Origin of the sequence: Nitrosomonas europaea, from assembly GCF_900167395.1 — a bacterium.
GTDB classification, from domain to species: Bacteria; Pseudomonadota; Gammaproteobacteria; order Burkholderiales; family Nitrosomonadaceae; genus Nitrosomonas; species Nitrosomonas europaea.
Window position 1 is genome coordinate 13,987 of record NZ_FUWK01000021.1, and the last position, 16,523, is coordinate 30,509.

Below are 16,523 nucleotides of genomic sequence, written 5' to 3' on the forward strand. Positions count from 1 at the left end.
TGGCGATTCACTCCGAAGACAATGCCACGACCGGATCCAGCCGCGCTGCGGTCCGGGCCGGCATATAGCCGAATATCAGCCCGGTGATCACTGCACAGGCAAATGCGCCGATCATCACACCAAATGAAAAAACGACCGGTACCTCCCAGAAAACAAGCAATGCGCCTACTGTCAACCCAAGTATCACACCCACCGTCCCTCCTGTGATCGTCACCAGCATCGCTTCGATCAGGAACTGGCTGAGAATGTCGTATTCCCGCGCACCGGTCGCCATCCGGATGCCGATCTCGCGCGTGCGTTCCCGGACGGTCATCAGCATGACATTCATCACACCAATTCCCCCGACCAGGAGTGACACCGCTGCGACCAGACCCAGCATCCTGGTCATGGTATCGCGCGTTTCCAGTTGCGTCTTCAATCTGGCTGCTGCATTACCAATACGAAAATCCTCGCGTCCATGGCGCTCCAGCAGCAGCGCTCTGATTGCTTCTTCAGCTTCCTGTACCTGATCCATCGAAGCTGCTTCCATGACGATGTAGTCAGGCTGTTCCTGCGCCTGATAGACGCGTGCGCGGCCGGCCCGATAAGGAATGAATACCATATCGTCATAATTCTGGGAGCCGGATTCGGCACCGCGTTCAGCCATGACCCCGATCACTTCGAACGGGGAGGTACCAATCAGCAGATATTGACCCACCGGGTTCGACAGATGCGGAAAAAAGCTGCGATAGATTTTATGGCCGAGGACAACCACGGGAGCCAGTTCACGATCTTCCGTCTCGGTAAAAAAACGTCCTTGTGCCACACGCCAGTGATGAACCATCGGCATGATATAAGGGCTGGAAAATACATAGATCTGTTTATCTACATTCTGATGCCTTACCAGAATCGGATCACCAATCACTGGCATGACCCGGCTGATTTCTGGCAAACGTGCCACCTCATCCAGATCTTCTTCAGTGATCACCCCTACCGGCCCACCTGTGGACGGAACATCACTGCTCATATACATAATGGTCGTCCCCATTGATCCCATCTGATCAATCACCCGCTGTTTGGTCCCTTCACCGATAGCCAGCATGACGATGACAGAGGCCACCCCGATGACGATCCCCAGCAGTGTAAGACTGGTACGCACACGGTGAATCCACATGACGCGCCAGGCAGCCCGGATCGTTTCATGCAACCCCTGCCAGAATGGTGTGCCGGTATCCTCATGGGCTTGGGTCATCTCCAGCGATGACAGTCCGGCGTGATGCAGAAGCGGCTGTTCGCTCGGCTGCCGGTCAGTCACGCTATCTGCCACGATCCGGCCATCGCGGATTTCGACTACCCGCTGGGCCTGTGCGGCTACATCACGGTCATGGGTGATGAGAATGACAGTATGGCCAGCGCCGGCCAGTTCACGGAGCAGTTCCATCACTTCGGCGCCGCTTCTGGAATCGAGTGCGCCGGTCGGCTCATCGGCCAGAATGATATGCCCGCCGTTCATCAGGGCACGGGCAATCGAAACACGCTGTTGCTGACCTCCGGAAAGCTGGTTGGGGCGATTGTTAAGTTTATCGCTCAGGCCGAGCCGTCCGAGCAGATCGGCAGCACGCTGCATCCGTTCACCCGGCGGCAAACCAGCATAAATCGCCGGGATTTCCACATTCTCCCGGGCTGATTCAGTCGGGATCAGATGGTAACCCTGAAACACGAAGCCAAACGCCTTGCGCCGCAGCCAGGCCAACTCATCCGATCCGAAAGTGGAAACATCTTCTCCGGCAAACCGATAACTGCCGCTGCTGGGTCGATCCAGACAGCCCAGCAGATGCATGAGTGTGGATTTACCCGATCCTGATGACCCGACGATGGCGATAAACTCACCTGCCCGGATATCCAGATCGATACCGTGCAACACTTCGACTTCCGGCTTGTCTCCTCCGCCATAACGCTTGCGGATACCTCTCAGCTCGATGAGCGGCGGTAGGTCAGTACTTACCACCGGAATCTCCGAGGCTTGGTCGATTCAGTCTGTTCACTGACAATGATCTGCTCCCCCTCCTTCAGCCCGGCCACGACTTCACCCTGCAACCGGTTACGTATACCAAGCTGCAACTCGCGTACCTGCACCTGACCATCCTGACCCAGGATGCGTGCCTGGTACAGATCATTCTGATCTTTCCGCTCCACCGATGACAAGGCAGGTATCGGAACGGTCAGTACATTACTGGCACTGGCAATCATAAATATGACCTGTGCCGTCATTTGCGGCATCAGCTCACCATCGCTGTTGTCGACATCGAACAAAACGGTATATTGCACAGCTTTGGTACCCGCCGCCGGCGTTTTGTTGTTATCACCCCCTCCCTGTGCCGGAACTGCCTGGGGAGGCGCAGGCAATATCTGCCGCACGGTGCTGTGCCAGCGACGCCGATCTCCTCCCAGTGTGGTGAAATAAACCGGCATGCCAGCCTTGATCTGCCGGATATCTGCTTCGGAAACATCGGTCCATACGGTCATCCGGGTCAGATCAGCTACGCGCAGAACTGTCGGAATCTGATAGGTTGCGTTCAGTGTCTGCCCTTCTTTGGCGTCGACCCCGACCACCACCCCGGCAATAGGTGCATAAATGCGGGTAAATCCGAGCAGCGTTTCATTACCCTTGAGCGTGGAGCTGACCTGCTGGATCTGGGCACGCAGTTGGTCGATACGCGCAGCTGCAGATTTGAGGGCGGCAGCAGCCACCTGTACATCCTCCAACCGTGTGGCGTCATCCTTTTCCATCTGCTGCTGACGTGCATACTGCTGTTTGGCCAGCTCATGCTGTGCCCTCTGATCAGCCAGCTGGGCTCGCAGACCGGCCAATTGGGCCCGCCCGGCATCGACTGTCGCCTGATGGACACGAGCGTCGATCTCAGCCAGCAGCTGACCTTTTTCGACCGTATCGCCAACCTCCACATGTAATCGCATGATCTGTCCTGAAACCTGAGCGCCGATCTCGACCGATTTCAGTGGTTGCAGCGTACCGATTGCAGCGACACTGGCTTCGATATCACCACGGGCGACTGGTACCGTCTGATAGGCAGGATCAGCATCACCCTGCCACCACATGCCTGTGCCGGTCAGCAGAACAATCAGGAGAAGCAAAAACAGCCAGCGATTCTTGCGCCGGCCCGATGTGGAAACAGCCATTCAGTGAAGCCTCGGTAACGATAAAATAAATCCGGGATTATCGATGCCATCGAATGATTTCATCGATATCGTAAAGCGATTTCTGCTGCTGTCTTCGCACACCGCACAAGCAATACGAGCGGACAGCAATCCGATACTGCTGCAGCAAGCCAGCAGTTTTTATGTGACAAGCAATATCAGCACACCGGCAATCGTTGTCCCCGCGGCGGCCAGAGCAGCCAGACGTGGCAAATAGGGCAACATCAGAATGATCAGTAACCCGCCCGCTGTCAGAAATCCGAACCATACCACCACACCGACAGCCGTCCCCCATGCCTGTATACAGGGTACAACCGCCAGTATCAACAACAGCCAGCCCAGGATCCTGAAGAAATGACGCCGGCCGGAGGGCAGTACACGCTGCCCGGCCACCTGTTCATAATGGCGCGGCATGGCCAGGCTCAGGCCCGTCATTCCGGCATACGCCAGTGTAAACGCTGCAAGCGCAGCCAATGGAACGGACATTTCACATTCCTCCAAAAGTAGCATTGAACAAAATAGTCAGTGCACAACCGATAGCCAGAAAAAATACACCCTGCCATGCCCGTTTCGGTGCTCGCGCAGAAAAAACCCAGATGATCACTCCTGTGTAGGCAGCAAAACTGAGCAGCGTGGATGCCAATACCGCTTCTGCCCGGGCTATCGGCAACACCATGGGCAACAGGATCGCCAATCCGCTGGCAACTGCATATCCTCCCAATGTCGCAGCCAGTACGCGCATCAGAATGCTGTTACGGTATGGGACGGACGCAGTGATTGTTTTCTGCTGAGTAGCAACTACCGCAGATCGAGGCGGCAAAACAGGTGCCATGCTGCGAGCCTTTTGCGCCATCGTTGCCAGCAGCAGACCGAGGCCGATGACGGTCAATTCCACACCCACCCTTTCCCAGTCTCCCTGCAATCCGTAAGTCAGCACCTGCTGGCCGGTGGTCAGCCAGTTGAGCAGTGGCAATGCCAGACACAGCAGTGCCGCCAGTGATAATTGTTCCACCCAGGCACTGGCAACAGGGCGAATCGAGGCATGCAGCAATGCCATCAGCCAGACAGTGAAAAAGGTGGTGATTTCCCAGTGCGACCGATCTTCGATCCCGACCGGAATCAATCGGTTACTCCACAGATAAGCAATACAAGCAATGCACAGCCCGGCAATGACGGCGACATTGAGTGTTTCGATGAGACGATAGACTCTGCGCGTATGCGAACCAAATTCATTCAACGCCTTTTGCCGCCGCTTGACCATGAACAGAATGGAACCGGTCGCCATCATGATTGCGCCAGCCAGCCCACTGATAAAATAGAGCCATTTGATGGTGTCGCCGCCAAACCTTGCAAAATGTAAAGTCCCCATCACCCGCTGGACGGCCTGTGCCTCCCCTCCGCGATGATCGCCCGACATCTGTATATCCAGCGTTTCACCGGTGATCCCATCGAATATCACATTGCCACTACCTGGCGGAAGCAGATATTTTTCATTTTCCTCTTCATCGAAAAGGCCGAACACCGTAACAGAAGCACTGCTGTCACCTGGATGGTTGACAGAAACGAAGCTGGCTCGTCTGCCCAGCTCCGTTTCAGCAGTCAGCAGCAATTTATCCAGTGATGCCACCTGTGCATCGATATGGGTCTCTTCCCGGGGAGCCGGTCGGGACAGCAACTGCGAGAAATAAGTATCCTTGTTCGGATAGTGTGCGAATATGCCCGCCGGCATATAAAGTGAATAAAAAATGGCCAGCCCGGTATAGACAATCATGAACTGGAAAGGCAGTGTCAGTACCGATGCGACATTATGCGCATCCAGCCATGATCGCTGGCCTTTCTTCGGTCGAAAAGTGAAAAAATCCTTGAAGATACGTTTATGCGTAATGACACCACTGACCAGAGCAACCAGCATGATCATGGCAAAAAATCCTACCATCCAGATACCGGCTTCCCCGGCATGAAACTCGAAGTGCATATGCACGAAATGGTGACCACCTTCGGTTTCACGATCGACCGCCTTATCCAGTTCTGTACCAGTCACCGGATCGAGTCGTGTCTGCTGAAACTTGGCATCTTCATTTTCCCGCCAGAACAGACGGATAGCCGGATCGGATTCACCCGGTAATCCGATACTCCAGAATTCTCCCCGGGGCATCGCCTGCTGCAGGTAGGTCTGAGCCAGGCGGACGGCCTGTGCCCGCTGCTCGGCGCTGCCCGGCGCCACTTCCGCTACAAGCGGCCGTTCCGGTTTCATCCAGCGGGTAATGGCATCATCGAATACCCCCAGCGTTCCTGTCAGAAAAATGGCAAACAGTACCCAGCCGGCCCATAATCCTCCCCAGGTATGCAGCCAGGTCATCCGCTGGCGGAATCCCCGTACGGGAGGATCGGATTCAGTAGCAGTGTCTGTCAAACTATCAGCATTGGATTTCATATTCGTTTTCACCCGGAATAATGTTTCTCAATTTTTATGCAGGTAGAACCCCTATCTGCATGCGTCTGCGAAAAATAGAGTCTGTATACGCACTGTTGATCATGTATCCTCCTGCCGTGCTCCTACCCGAATCCAGTATCGGGTAAACAGCTGCACATCGATCGGCAGAGTCTTCTGCAATATGGCCAGTATCTTGCCGATATCTGCCAGTGGATAGGTCCCGGTTACTTTCAGCTGTGCAACAGCCGGGTCACAACTCAACCAGCCGGATCGATGGCGCCCCAGCTCAGCCAGAAAATCAATGAGCGGCATATCTCTCGCGACGATCATGCCCTGACGCCAGGCAGTATCAGCCTCACATGCCATTCCCACAGCGATCACGCCATCACGTGTGAAAGCTGCCTGCTGGCCGACTTCCAACTGTCGCAAACGACCGGTGATCGGTTGAATCTCGACTGCACCTTCGAATACTGCCACGCTACTTTTGCCTTGTTGTGACACATCGAACTGGCGCACGGTAAAACGTGTCCCGATCGCACGCAATATTCCCTGTGCAGTCTCAATCAGCAGAGGACGTGCAGCCCCGATTCCATTCGCCAGCCGGGGGTCAGGCGCAGTGGTCACCATGATCTCCCCATTCATCAAACGGATCAGACGCCGTGTATCGTCAAAATTGACCGTAATGGCGCTACCGGAATTGAGTTCTATACCTGTTCCATCGGAAAGCGTAACAGCCCGGTGCTCACCGATACCGGTACAGTAATCTTCCGGCCACCAGCACCAGAGCCGCCCTTCTCCGGCCACCCATGTTCCACCACCCAGGAAAATCAATACAGTCAGCGCCTTGATTGCTCTGCGCCGGCTCGAAGAATGAGGAGGAGTCAGAGCAGCATGTGCCAGTGGAGAAGGAAGTCCCCGCAATTTTCTGGAAAAAACCTCTACCTGCTGCCAGGCGTATTCATGATCAGGATGAGACATGCGCCATTTCTGCCACTGATCACGTGTTTCATCCGTCACGATATCAGACTGTAATTCCACCAGCCAGTTGACCGCCTGACGCCGCACATCTGGTGGTACGACCGAATCTCTGGCTATTTCTTCGGTATCAGGCATCAGATATCAAACAACAATTTTGCTATAGGGTACTGATCCACCCGTAAACACTTCCTGATCATCCGATAAAGCAGCATTGTTCCAGCGCTTTTGCTACATAACGCTTGACAGTGGGAACAGAAATACCGCAACGCTGAGCGATCTCGCTCTGACGCAGGCCATCGATCTGTGACAACAGAAAAACCTTGCGTACCAGAGGCGGCATACCATCCAGCAGCGCATCGATTTCCACCAGTGTTTCCAGCATGATGGCCTGAGCCTCGGGTGACGGCGCCAATGACTCCGGTATCTGTGCCAGTGCATCGAGATATGCCTGTTCGATGCGCTGATGACGATGGAAATTGGCTACGATACCCTGTGCGATCGTAGTGAGCAGCGCACGTGGCTCATGAATGACAGGGAGTGAATCCTTGCTCAGAATCCGCAAAAAAATATCATGCGCCAGATCCGGAGCCTGCAGAGCATTGCTCAGCCTGCGACGCAACCACCCCACCAGCCATTTGTGATGATGGCAATAGAGCGACTCGATACTGCAGGAAGCAAGGGAATTTTCCGGATTCTGGATCGTCACGATGGGGTTCGAACAATAAAGCTTAAGCCTGATTTGAGATAACAATAATAGGAATAATTATTATTTATTTGGAACGGATACCTGTCAAGTCATACCCCTATTTGCAACAACATTTCCAGCCATTACACTCACCTTGAGCGCCTCTGACCAAGCCCTCCATGAGCCACATTACAGGCAAAATCATGATGATCGCAAGAAGCGCGATGAAGGTCATAGCTATGTTGGGATTTGATCAGAGATTCCCTGGCTGCCGGCCGTTTACAACAGCCGGCAAGATGTTGCTTCAGAATCTTATATTGAGTGCAACACGAACATTACGCGGTGCGCCGTAGTAACTCGCCGGTACCGTTTGGTAATACTTCTCATCGAAGAGATTGTAGAGATTGGCGGATAAAGCGACCATTTTGGTAATCTCGAGGCGCGCCATCAGATCAACCACCGCATAACCGCCCTGGGAAATCTCGACTCTGGCAGGACCCTGGTCATTACGATAGATGCGATTCTGCCAGCGTACGCCACCACCGATCGTCAAACCTTCTGCAACAGTCGGAAAACGGTAAGTGGAAAACAGTTTGAACGTATTCCGGGGAACCTGGGTATTCAGCTTCACTTTATCCCGGTCTTCCGTTACGTTATGAGCAAACCCGACTGATGCCTGCCAGTTCCGGGTCAGCATACCGGCCAGTTCCATCTCGAAACCATCGGTTCTGGCCCCGGATACTGACCGGTAAGCGGTTGAACCATCCGGTGCCAGTACATTATTCGGCAGTGCAACGGCGAGGTTATCCTGCTGAATTCTGTAGACTGCACCATGCAGATTCAAACGATTATCAAAGAATGCCGCCTTGATACCTGCCTCATAACTGTTGCCCAGCAATGGATCGATAAATGCACCATTTTCGCTGCGTACCGTCTGTGGCTTGAAAATACTGGTATAGCTGGCATAAACCGTCCAGTTATCGAGAAAATCGTAGGTAATCCCTGCAAATGGAATAATTTCCGGATCCTGATTGGAATTGATCCGTGTTATGTTGCCAGTCTGATAGTTTTCGGAAAAACGCTTGAACTTCCAGTGCGTTACTCTGGCTCCCCCAATCAGGGACAATGAATCGAGTAATCTGAATCGGCCTGTCGCATAGCCGCTGATAACCTGCTCATCCTGACCCCACTCACCGATAGGCGTATCGTTGGTGGGTGGCATAGTGGGTGTATTGCCATCCCAGGTGAAAATATTACCGATCGAGTTGCTCCAGTTGTCGAAAAACCATAGCCGGTAAGTAGGTGTGTGATCTTTCGTGAACGAGAACAGGGTCCCGGCAATCAGATCATGCTTGCGTCCGAACAGAGAAAATGAACCCATGGTGTAAACATCGAGTGTATTTTGTGTAGGCGCGCCTTTCCAGCGACCGGCCCAGAGGTTGACTCCCGCACCGGTTGCTTTATCAGGATAACCACCCAGCGCATAACCCAGTACTTCATCGTATTTAGTGACTGTACGATTCCACGATATTCTCGCCAGCCAGTCCTCGTTGAAGCGGTGATCCAGTGTCACGAATACCATCTCACCATTCCTTTTGGAATAAGCCCAGTTTGCGGCCGCGGTATCGGATCGTCCCCAGGTAGTGCGTGTCCCGTCAGAGTAGAAAGCCGGTAAAGCGCCTCTTGCATTTGCGGTTTGATCCTGCTCCTGGAACATGAAACCGGCCGTTGCCAGTGTGGAAGGTGTCAGATCTGCCTCGACAATCCCATAAAGCAGCGATCTTTTCTGTTCCTCACGATCGATATAGGAATCGCTGGTATTCAGCACACCCACCAGCCTGCCGCGCACTTTTCCCGATGGAATCAGTGGCATGGAAATATCCCCTTCGGCTCGGCGATATCCCCAGTTTCCTCCTTCGAATCTCGTCGCGGCCCGGAATGTATCTGTCGGACGCTTGCGTATCAGATTGATACTGGCACCGGGTGTGCCGACACTATTCATCAAGCCATTAGCGCCCCGCACGATCTCGACACGATCGAAGATCGCCATATCATTGGTCTGAAAAATACGGTTGTAGTTATTGTAAATCTGCGGCACGCCATCGATCTGATAGTTATCGACAGCAAACCCGCGCGCATAAAAAGTGGCGGAATCGGACTGACTGCTCCCGCCTGACTGGAATACCATCCCGGTGGTCTGATTCACGACATCAGAAAGTTGTGTCAATCCTTGATCTTCCATACGCTGGCGTGTCATGACACTGACAGACTGGGGTGTTTCGCGCAGAGTCAATGGCAAACGGGTAGAAGTATTGGTCGAACCGGTCGTATAAGAGCCAGTGTCCTCAGTCGTCGGATCAACTATCCCGGATGTCATGACAGTCATTGCCGGCAATGTCAACGCCCCCTCTGAAGGTTGAGAAACAGTGGCAGACGATCCTCTCAGGGTATAGCTGCCGTCAGCCGTTCTTACTGCTTCCAGCCCGCTACCAGCCAGTAAAGCAGATAATCCGTCGTGAGCCGTATAGTTACCATTCAATCCTGCGCTTTGCAGACTGTTGGTCAGCTCTGTCGAGAATGACAGCAAAATGCCTGCTTCCCGACCGAAATCATTGAGTACAGTAGTCAGTGAACCGGCTGGAATGTGGTAATGCCTGACAACCCCGGATTGCTGCGCACTGACTGGCGATATCATGGTCAGGTACGATACAGCCAGCATCACGATCAGGAACAGGCGCGCGATCGCCCTGCCGTTCCACAAACGTTGAAATGATGGTAATAAAAAATAATGTTTGATGATGATCATATTGTTTTCTCGATATTGGAATGTAAATAGCCCTCCTATCTACATTGCCCCTCGAAAAACAAAATGGGATCACCTCTCACCAAAAAATCCAGAGCATGCTGTAAAGTTTGGCAAGTGAAAAGAAGATGCTGATTGATCAGATTTCCGGCATCAGGTTCTGCCTGTAATACCACCAGCATGGCCGGTGGCTTGTTTCCATAGGTTAAAACCTGAATTTCAAAGTACCCAGGACTGTTCGCTCCAGACCGGGGTAGGCTCGCCAGCCGGGATCATTGTAGGACAGGTATTTATTATTGAAGAGGTTGCTCGCATTGATGGTAAACATCCAGGGCCCGTTATCGTAGCGAAGCATGGCGTCAAACAAAGTATAAGAAGGTGTCGTACTGGTATTCTCCAGGTCATTGAAAATTCTTCCCACATAGCGTACGCCTCCGCCGATTCCAAAACCTCGCAGCCAATTTACCCCCAGATTTCCCAGGGAATAATCCAGCCAGGCAGAAGTCATGAGATGAGGCACCTGAATTGGCATTTTATCTTTGTCGATATCCGTACTTTTGGTTACGGTTACGTCATGATAGGTAAATGATCCAATAAAATTCAGCCCGCGTAACAATTCTGCTCTTGCTTCCACTTCGACTCCACGTGACCCGATTTCACCAGTCTGCCTGTTACGAAAAAAAGGATCATCGGGATCAGGCGTAGGCACGTTGGTTTTGGTCAGATCAAAGAATGCCACTGTATACAGGCTTCTTCCTCCTGCAGGTTGATATTTGACACCGACTTCATATTGCGTGCCACGAGTCGGCTCGAAAGGGCGATTGCTGGAATCGAGTCCTGGTAACGGAAGAAATGATTGTGAATAGCTCACATAAGGTGCAACCCCGCTGGAAAAAAGGTAAGTCAGCCCTGCTCGTCCGGTATAGGCATTGTCCCTGTTGCGAGTATTGGTAGTGCTTAAAAAATCAGCATCTTTAGTATCAACTCTGTCATAGCGGCCGCTCAATGTCAGAATCCAGTTCTCTCCGTACCTGATTTGATCCTGAAGATAGATACCGAGCTGATCGATCTCTTGCTTTGCATCGATATCCAGACTATCGGGTACAGGAACCGATATGCCATAGATCGGATTAAACACATCGATACCGGGAGCCTCTCCTGAAAAGAATCTCAGGGAAGCATTCGTCCTGTTCCAGTCAACACCCAGTAACGCCGTATGATTCAACGGGCCTGTATCGAGCCCGGCTTGAAGATGAGTATCGAGCACTGTTTGAGTCAGGCGCTCTTTCGTTGTCATGGCACTTCTTTGCATCAGCGTGGGAATATCGGCATCAAAACCAGCACGAAACATATCGTTGAAATTGCCATCTTGCTGCATATAACGAAAATTCTGCCGTGCAGTGAATGTCTCATTAAAGTTATGTTCGATCTGATAGCTGAATGAGGATTGATTCGTCGCGTATTTAACGAACTTTGAATCTGTCTGTACAACATCGGTATGTCTGCCATCAGGTGTCGTAAGAAAGAAGGGGGAGGCTTCCGCCCGGTTATTGAGAACCTCTCCCATGAGCGTGACAGTCGTATCAGCTGTCGGGTGCCAGGTCACCGAAGGAGCAACATAAAAACGCCTGAGCCCCGCACGATCTCCTCCTGTATTGGGATATCTGACCTGTGTGTCTGAATCGAGTCCAAGCGTTACCAGGCGAAACATCAAGCTACGATCATTATTTGCGAAGCCTAAATCGGCGGCAATCCGCTTACGATCGAAATTACCATATTGCAATTCGATCTCCCGAATGGGATCGGCACTCGGTCGTTTAGTAATCCGGTTGACGATACCTCCGGCATCCCCTCGCCCGAAAGTCACTGAAGTAGGTCCGCGCAGCACATCGACACGTTCCAGGCCGTAAGTATCGGTAATGAAAGAACCGAAATACAGCCCTTGAGCAGCCATGCTCAAACCATCGCGAAAAAGAGAAGTCGTGAGCCCCTGAAACCCGCGCAAAAGCAGATATTCATAGCCTCGCCCTTCAAATCCCCATTGATCGACCACCACACCGGGGGTGTAACGTAAAGCTTCGCTCATATCCTGTACGCTGCGCATATCGAGCTCACGGCGCGTAACCACAGAAATCGATTGCGGCACCTCGATCAACGGTGTATCTGTTTTCGTTCCCGAACTGCTGCGCTTTGCGACATAGCCAGTATCATCAGCATTTTCCGTACTGGTCGAGACAGTCACGACCGGTAATGCCGTTACACCTGCCTGAGCTGCTTTGATGGGTGCCCGGCGCAGTGTATAGCTGCTGTCAGCATTACGTATCAGTTCCAGATCACTGTTTGCCAGTAACCGGTTGAATCCTTCACTTACTGAAAAATTTCCTGTCAGCGCGGGGCTGGTAAGCCCCTCTGTGAGTGCCGGATCAAACGAGAGTGCGATACCGGCAATTGTTGCAAAATGTGAAAGTGTCCGTCCCAGTGGGCCTGCCGGAATGTCATAGTGCTTTCGGGCAGCTGCATCGGGTGTATCCAGTGTGTTTTCAGCCGCCTGGGCGGGAAATGTTGTGGCGGCGACAATCAGTAGCAGTAGCGACAATACGGCATACCTCACCCGGCCTGATAGGAGGCGGATGGAGTGAACAAGAGGGGCAAACAGCATGGACTTTTTCCTTCAATTTCCGGTTATAGAGAGTTTTCATCTCTATTGCCAGTCGAAGCAGGAAAAAGTCTCACACCCTGGTGAAAATAGTCGGCAGTTTACCGGCCATTAGAAAGCGATGTATCAATAATCGATGCTGGCACTGACTACGAAAGTACGCGGCATACCGGCTACCAGATAACCCTGTCCAGGGTAGCCGCCTACAGAAGCCCAATGTTTGCGATTGGTGACGTTATCGACGCGGCCTCGCAATGTGACCAGATGCCCCCTGAATTCGGTGAGATAACGCAAACCCAGATCCAGCCGTGTCCATCCTGCCACCTTCACCGTATTGACATCATTGGCGTAACTTGAACCGGTATGAACGACACGACTGTCAAAAGTCACGCCCTGTAAACCGGGAATATCCCAATCCGCTCCCATACTGGCCTGGAAACTCGGTACCCCGATCACACGCTGGCCATCAGTAGTGACGTCACCGGTAGATCGTTGTTTGGCATCCAGCCAAGTGGCACCGCCCAGCAGGCGAAGACCGCGTATTACTTCCCCATAGATACCGAGCTCTACCCCTCTGTGTCGATCTCGTCCGGATGAAGTGAATACATTGTCTGCATCGATGATTGAACGTGGCTTCGTTGTCGTGAAAAGTGCAATCGTAGCGCCAATGTGGCCACCATCGTACTTGGCCCCGATTTCCTTTTGCTTGGAAACATAGGGAGCGAGCACTTGACCGCTATTGATTGCTGTACCCGGGGCAGTGTCACCCTGGGTCAATCCCTCGATATAGTTGCCATAGATCGAGAATTGCTTATTGATCTTATAAACAGCACTTACGCTCGGGCTGATCCGATTACGATCGTATGCAGGTGACTTGGCTTCTGTGTCATAAGCATAACTTTCCGTTCGCAGATTCTGATGCCGGAATCCGGCTGTCAGGAGAATCCTGTCTTCCAGGATAGATACAGTATCTCCTATGGCAAAGCTCAGTAAGCGGGTACGTCCGGTCAAACCCGGGGAAGACAGATTATTACCCCGGAAAGCACTGCTGCTGAAATCGGGTTTTTCCCACGATACCGGGGAAAATATGTTGGTATTCAGTTGGTTGAAGAAATCCCAGGCGTAAGCATTTTTCCTTTCGTTTTCGAAGTATGAGCCTGCTATTACCACGCGATGATCTATTGGCCCGGTACTGAATTTACCTCTGATACCAATTTCTCCGGTATCGACATTATCCTTGCGAGTATTGTCAAACCGGGTAGCATAACCATCCCCTGTATCTCTGTCGGCCAGTGTGAAATTGGCCAAGGAATTTTTTTCGTCAGTACGACGCAGACCATAGGCTGCCCATGCAGTCAGATAGGCATTGATGTCATATTCGCCGCGCAATGTTCCAAAAATATCGCTCTCGTTCGAATATGACCAGGGCTGTGCAAAGTTGGTGGTTGGATCAGGCAACCTGGGTGAACCAGTAATCCCCGATCCGAGGGTAACGTTGGTACGGGTACGTTTCAAACGGTTATCCTGCCAGCCGATGTCCGCTGACAGACGAAGCTTGTCACCACGCCAGTCCAGCCCAACTGCAGCAAGTCCCGTTTGTACTCCTTCTTTATCAACTGCCGTACCGCCACCTCGATATGCGCCATTGAAACGGATACCTATTTTCTGATCTGGTCCAAATCGGCGGGCAACATCCACCCCCACATTATGATGCCAGCCGCTGCCGACATGCGTGGTCAAACGTGTCAGCGGTTCATTGGGTGCGCGTTTGGGCAGCAGATTGATCGCCCCGCCGATTCCACCCCCACCGGGATTGGCACCCGTCAGAAAGGCAGAGGCACCACGCATTACCTCGACCCGTTCAAACAATTCGGTAGCGATATATTGACGTGGCAGCAAACTGAAAAGACCATTGAACGCAACGTCGTCTGAACCCAGAATAAACCCGCGAATGAAATAGGATTCCTGGAAATTACCAAAACCACGGGCTACCCGAACACTGGGATCATTCTGCAGAACATCACCTACACTGCGTGCCTGCCGATCTTGAATCAGCTCATTGGTATAACTGGTAATCGAGAACGGTGTATCCATATTGTCGTTCGTACCAAGAATACCAGCTCTTCCCCCACGCGCCACCTGACCACCGGCATAAGGAGGTGATAATCCTTCAGCTGAAGCATCGGCACTGGTACTGACGGTAATTCCGGGCAGAAACGTTTTACCGCTGGCAGTATCATTATCCTCATTCGATGGTGATTGAGCATAGATAGTAGTAATACTGGAAACCAGTATTACCAGGACTCCCCCAAATTTATACATGATTTATTTTGTCTGAAAAAAAACCACATAATACAAAATAATAATGATAATGGTTATTATTTGTGAATAATGGCTCAGAAGACTTTTTAAATCCGTGATCGTAGTGATCTGAATTGCCTGCGCTCGATTGGCGCTGGTAATCGCCTGCCGCCGCAGATGCTCGATCAACACTTCGACCAGCACAAATCCCCTGTCTGCATCGTCGGCTCGGTCAGCAGCTGGAATACAGGATCGATCAAAGGCGTTAATCAGGCTTTTTATGACTGTTCATCCCAGGCTCCAGGAAAAGTTGAAAGGATTTGAAAACCCGCATCTTCTCTTATGTAGATGAACAACCTGTTGAGAAATGACAAAAAAATTAAGTCACGATGATTGTTGCGCCGCGTGTTTCACTCGTAAAATCTCCACGGTGCAGGCTTCGTCCAGCACACGATAGAACACTATGTAATTCCGATGGGCAACCAGCTCGCGCACAAAAGCAGACGAGCCCGGCCGGCCAGTGCGACCCATCTTCGGATTCTGTGTAAGCGGCAGGATCTTGTCGCGCAGTTCCTGGCCGAACTCCTCGGTCCTGGTTGGATTGTCCTGAGCAATGTAGTCAATGATGTTATCCAAATCGGCCTCGGCCATCGGACGTCAGACGATGCGGTAAGGGGTTTTCACCTTCACCATTGGCCAGCCACCGGCGGCTCAAAGTTCATGCACGCTTGGCTCCCGCTGCCTTGTGGCGAACAATGCGGGCATCCATTCGGGCCATGACTTCATCGTGCGGGATGCCTGGCCGGGGGTCGTCGATGGCTTCCTGAATCTCAGCAGCAAGCCACTCGTTATAGGCGGCCGCTTCATGAGCCTTGTGTAGTGCTTTGGCACGATTATCACTGGAACGTGCTACTGGCTCACGTTCGTCCGGGTTCCATTCGCTGGCATCAAACTGACCGATAGTAATACCCACCTCACGCAGCACATTTAAGGCAGCAGCCGGGTTGCCGAAGCGACGCGGTTCACTGTTGCGAGCCTTCGTCAGAATAGCTGCGACACCGCTGCGCGTGTTGATCTGAACAAGGAATGCACCGCCTTGCCCTTTCAGAGTTACACTCGAAACGCCACCGGTTTCACTGGCCGTCCGAAGCTGTTCAAGAGTCATGCTTCGCATATTTCTCTCCTTACCGTAGCGCAATACCTACGTAAATTGGTGCATTACTTATTAAAAATGTGCAAACCCTGATGGGGAACGATGAGTGGAATTCGAGATTTAGAGTTGCTGAGGAACTTCTGTCAAACCCTTCATGAGCCGCATTACAGGCAGAATTGTGATGATCGCAAGAAGCATAGCAGGATGCGGTGAGGTACGAACCGCATCTACATGCTAAGTAACGTTGATTGATGGTTCCTGCGCTCCGGCAGCCAGTATGCCCCGCTAGAGCTAGGCAGGTTGCATTCCCATGCAGAG

At 52.2% G+C, this 16,523-nt stretch carries 11 protein-coding genes; all 11 read right to left on the reverse strand.

Features of this window, described 5'->3' with window-relative positions:
* Positions 1-7 precede the first annotated feature (7 nt).
* Positions 8-1,987, reverse strand: coding sequence for a MacB family efflux pump subunit (locus tag B5D58_RS07670; protein ID WP_011111680.1), 1,980 nt, complete (start codon positions 1,985-1,987; stop codon positions 8-10).
* Entirely contained in the window at positions 1,981-3,177 is a 1,197-nt protein-coding gene (locus B5D58_RS07675) for an efflux RND transporter periplasmic adaptor subunit (protein WP_011111681.1), read from the reverse strand. Before B5D58_RS07675 ends, B5D58_RS07670 begins: the two co-directional genes overlap by 7 nt.
* Positions 3,178-3,336: 159 nt before the next feature.
* A complete protein-coding gene (locus tag B5D58_RS07680) occupies positions 3,337-3,681 on the reverse strand; it encodes a DUF3325 domain-containing protein (RefSeq protein WP_011111682.1) in 345 nt (114 codons plus the stop codon).
* A gap of 1 nt (position 3,682) precedes the next feature.
* A complete protein-coding gene (locus B5D58_RS07685; protein ID WP_011111683.1) occupies positions 3,683-5,629 on the reverse strand; it encodes a PepSY-associated TM helix domain-containing protein in 1,947 nt (648 codons plus the stop codon).
* 99 nt (positions 5,630-5,728) lie between these two features.
* Entirely contained in the window at positions 5,729-6,742 is a 1,014-nt protein-coding gene (locus tag B5D58_RS07690; RefSeq protein ID WP_011111684.1) for a FecR domain-containing protein, read from the reverse strand.
* A gap of 58 nt (positions 6,743-6,800) precedes the next feature.
* Positions 6,801-7,313 (reverse strand): sigma-70 family RNA polymerase sigma factor, encoded by a 513-nt coding sequence (locus tag B5D58_RS07695; RefSeq protein WP_011111685.1) that lies wholly within the window; start codon positions 7,311-7,313, stop codon positions 6,801-6,803.
* 283 nt (positions 7,314-7,596) lie between these two features.
* Positions 7,597-10,098, reverse strand: a complete 2,502-nt coding sequence (locus tag B5D58_RS07700; protein ID WP_011111686.1) for a TonB-dependent siderophore receptor — start codon at positions 10,096-10,098, stop codon at positions 7,597-7,599.
* Between the two features lie 202 nt (positions 10,099-10,300).
* A complete protein-coding gene (locus B5D58_RS07705) occupies positions 10,301-12,754 on the reverse strand; it encodes a TonB-dependent siderophore receptor (RefSeq protein WP_011111687.1) in 2,454 nt (817 codons plus the stop codon).
* Positions 12,755-12,877: 123 nt separating this feature from the next.
* Complete coding sequence (locus tag B5D58_RS07710) at positions 12,878-15,073, reverse strand: TonB-dependent receptor (protein ID WP_011111688.1); 2,196 nt, start codon at positions 15,071-15,073, stop codon at positions 12,878-12,880.
* Between the two features lie 363 nt (positions 15,074-15,436).
* Positions 15,437-15,703, reverse strand: coding sequence for a type II toxin-antitoxin system RelE/ParE family toxin (locus tag B5D58_RS07720; protein WP_011111689.1), 267 nt, complete (start codon positions 15,701-15,703; stop codon positions 15,437-15,439).
* A gap of 67 nt (positions 15,704-15,770) precedes the next feature.
* Positions 15,771-16,226 (reverse strand): type II toxin-antitoxin system RelB family antitoxin, encoded by a 456-nt coding sequence (gene relB / locus B5D58_RS07725; RefSeq protein ID WP_011111690.1) that lies wholly within the window; start codon positions 16,224-16,226, stop codon positions 15,771-15,773.
* Between the last annotated feature and the right edge of the window lie 297 nt (positions 16,227-16,523).

Coding starts and splice junctions, on each gene's coding strand:
- B5D58_RS07675 (WP_011111681.1), bottom strand. CDS start 3,177: ATGGCTGTTTCCACATCGGGCCGGCGCAAGAATCGCTGGCTGTTTTTG.
- B5D58_RS07680 (WP_011111682.1), bottom strand. CDS start 3,681: ATGTCCGTTCCATTGGCTGCGCTTGCAGCGTTTACACTGGCGTATGCC.
- B5D58_RS07685 (WP_011111683.1), bottom strand. CDS start 5,629: ATGAAATCCAATGCTGATAGTTTGACAGACACTGCTACTGAATCCGAT.
- B5D58_RS07690 (WP_011111684.1), bottom strand. CDS start 6,742: ATGCCTGATACCGAAGAAATAGCCAGAGATTCGGTCGTACCACCAGAT.
- B5D58_RS07700 (WP_011111686.1), bottom strand. CDS start 10,098: ATGATCATCATCAAACATTATTTTTTATTACCATCATTTCAACGTTTG.
- B5D58_RS07705 (WP_011111687.1), bottom strand. CDS start 12,754: ATGCTGTTTGCCCCTCTTGTTCACTCCATCCGCCTCCTATCAGGCCGG.
- B5D58_RS07710 (WP_011111688.1), bottom strand. CDS start 15,073: ATGTATAAATTTGGGGGAGTCCTGGTAATACTGGTTTCCAGTATTACT.
- B5D58_RS07720 (WP_011111689.1), bottom strand. CDS start 15,703: ATGGCCGAGGCCGATTTGGATAACATCATTGACTACATTGCTCAGGAC.
- relB (WP_011111690.1), bottom strand. CDS start 16,226: ATGCGAAGCATGACTCTTGAACAGCTTCGGACGGCCAGTGAAACCGGT.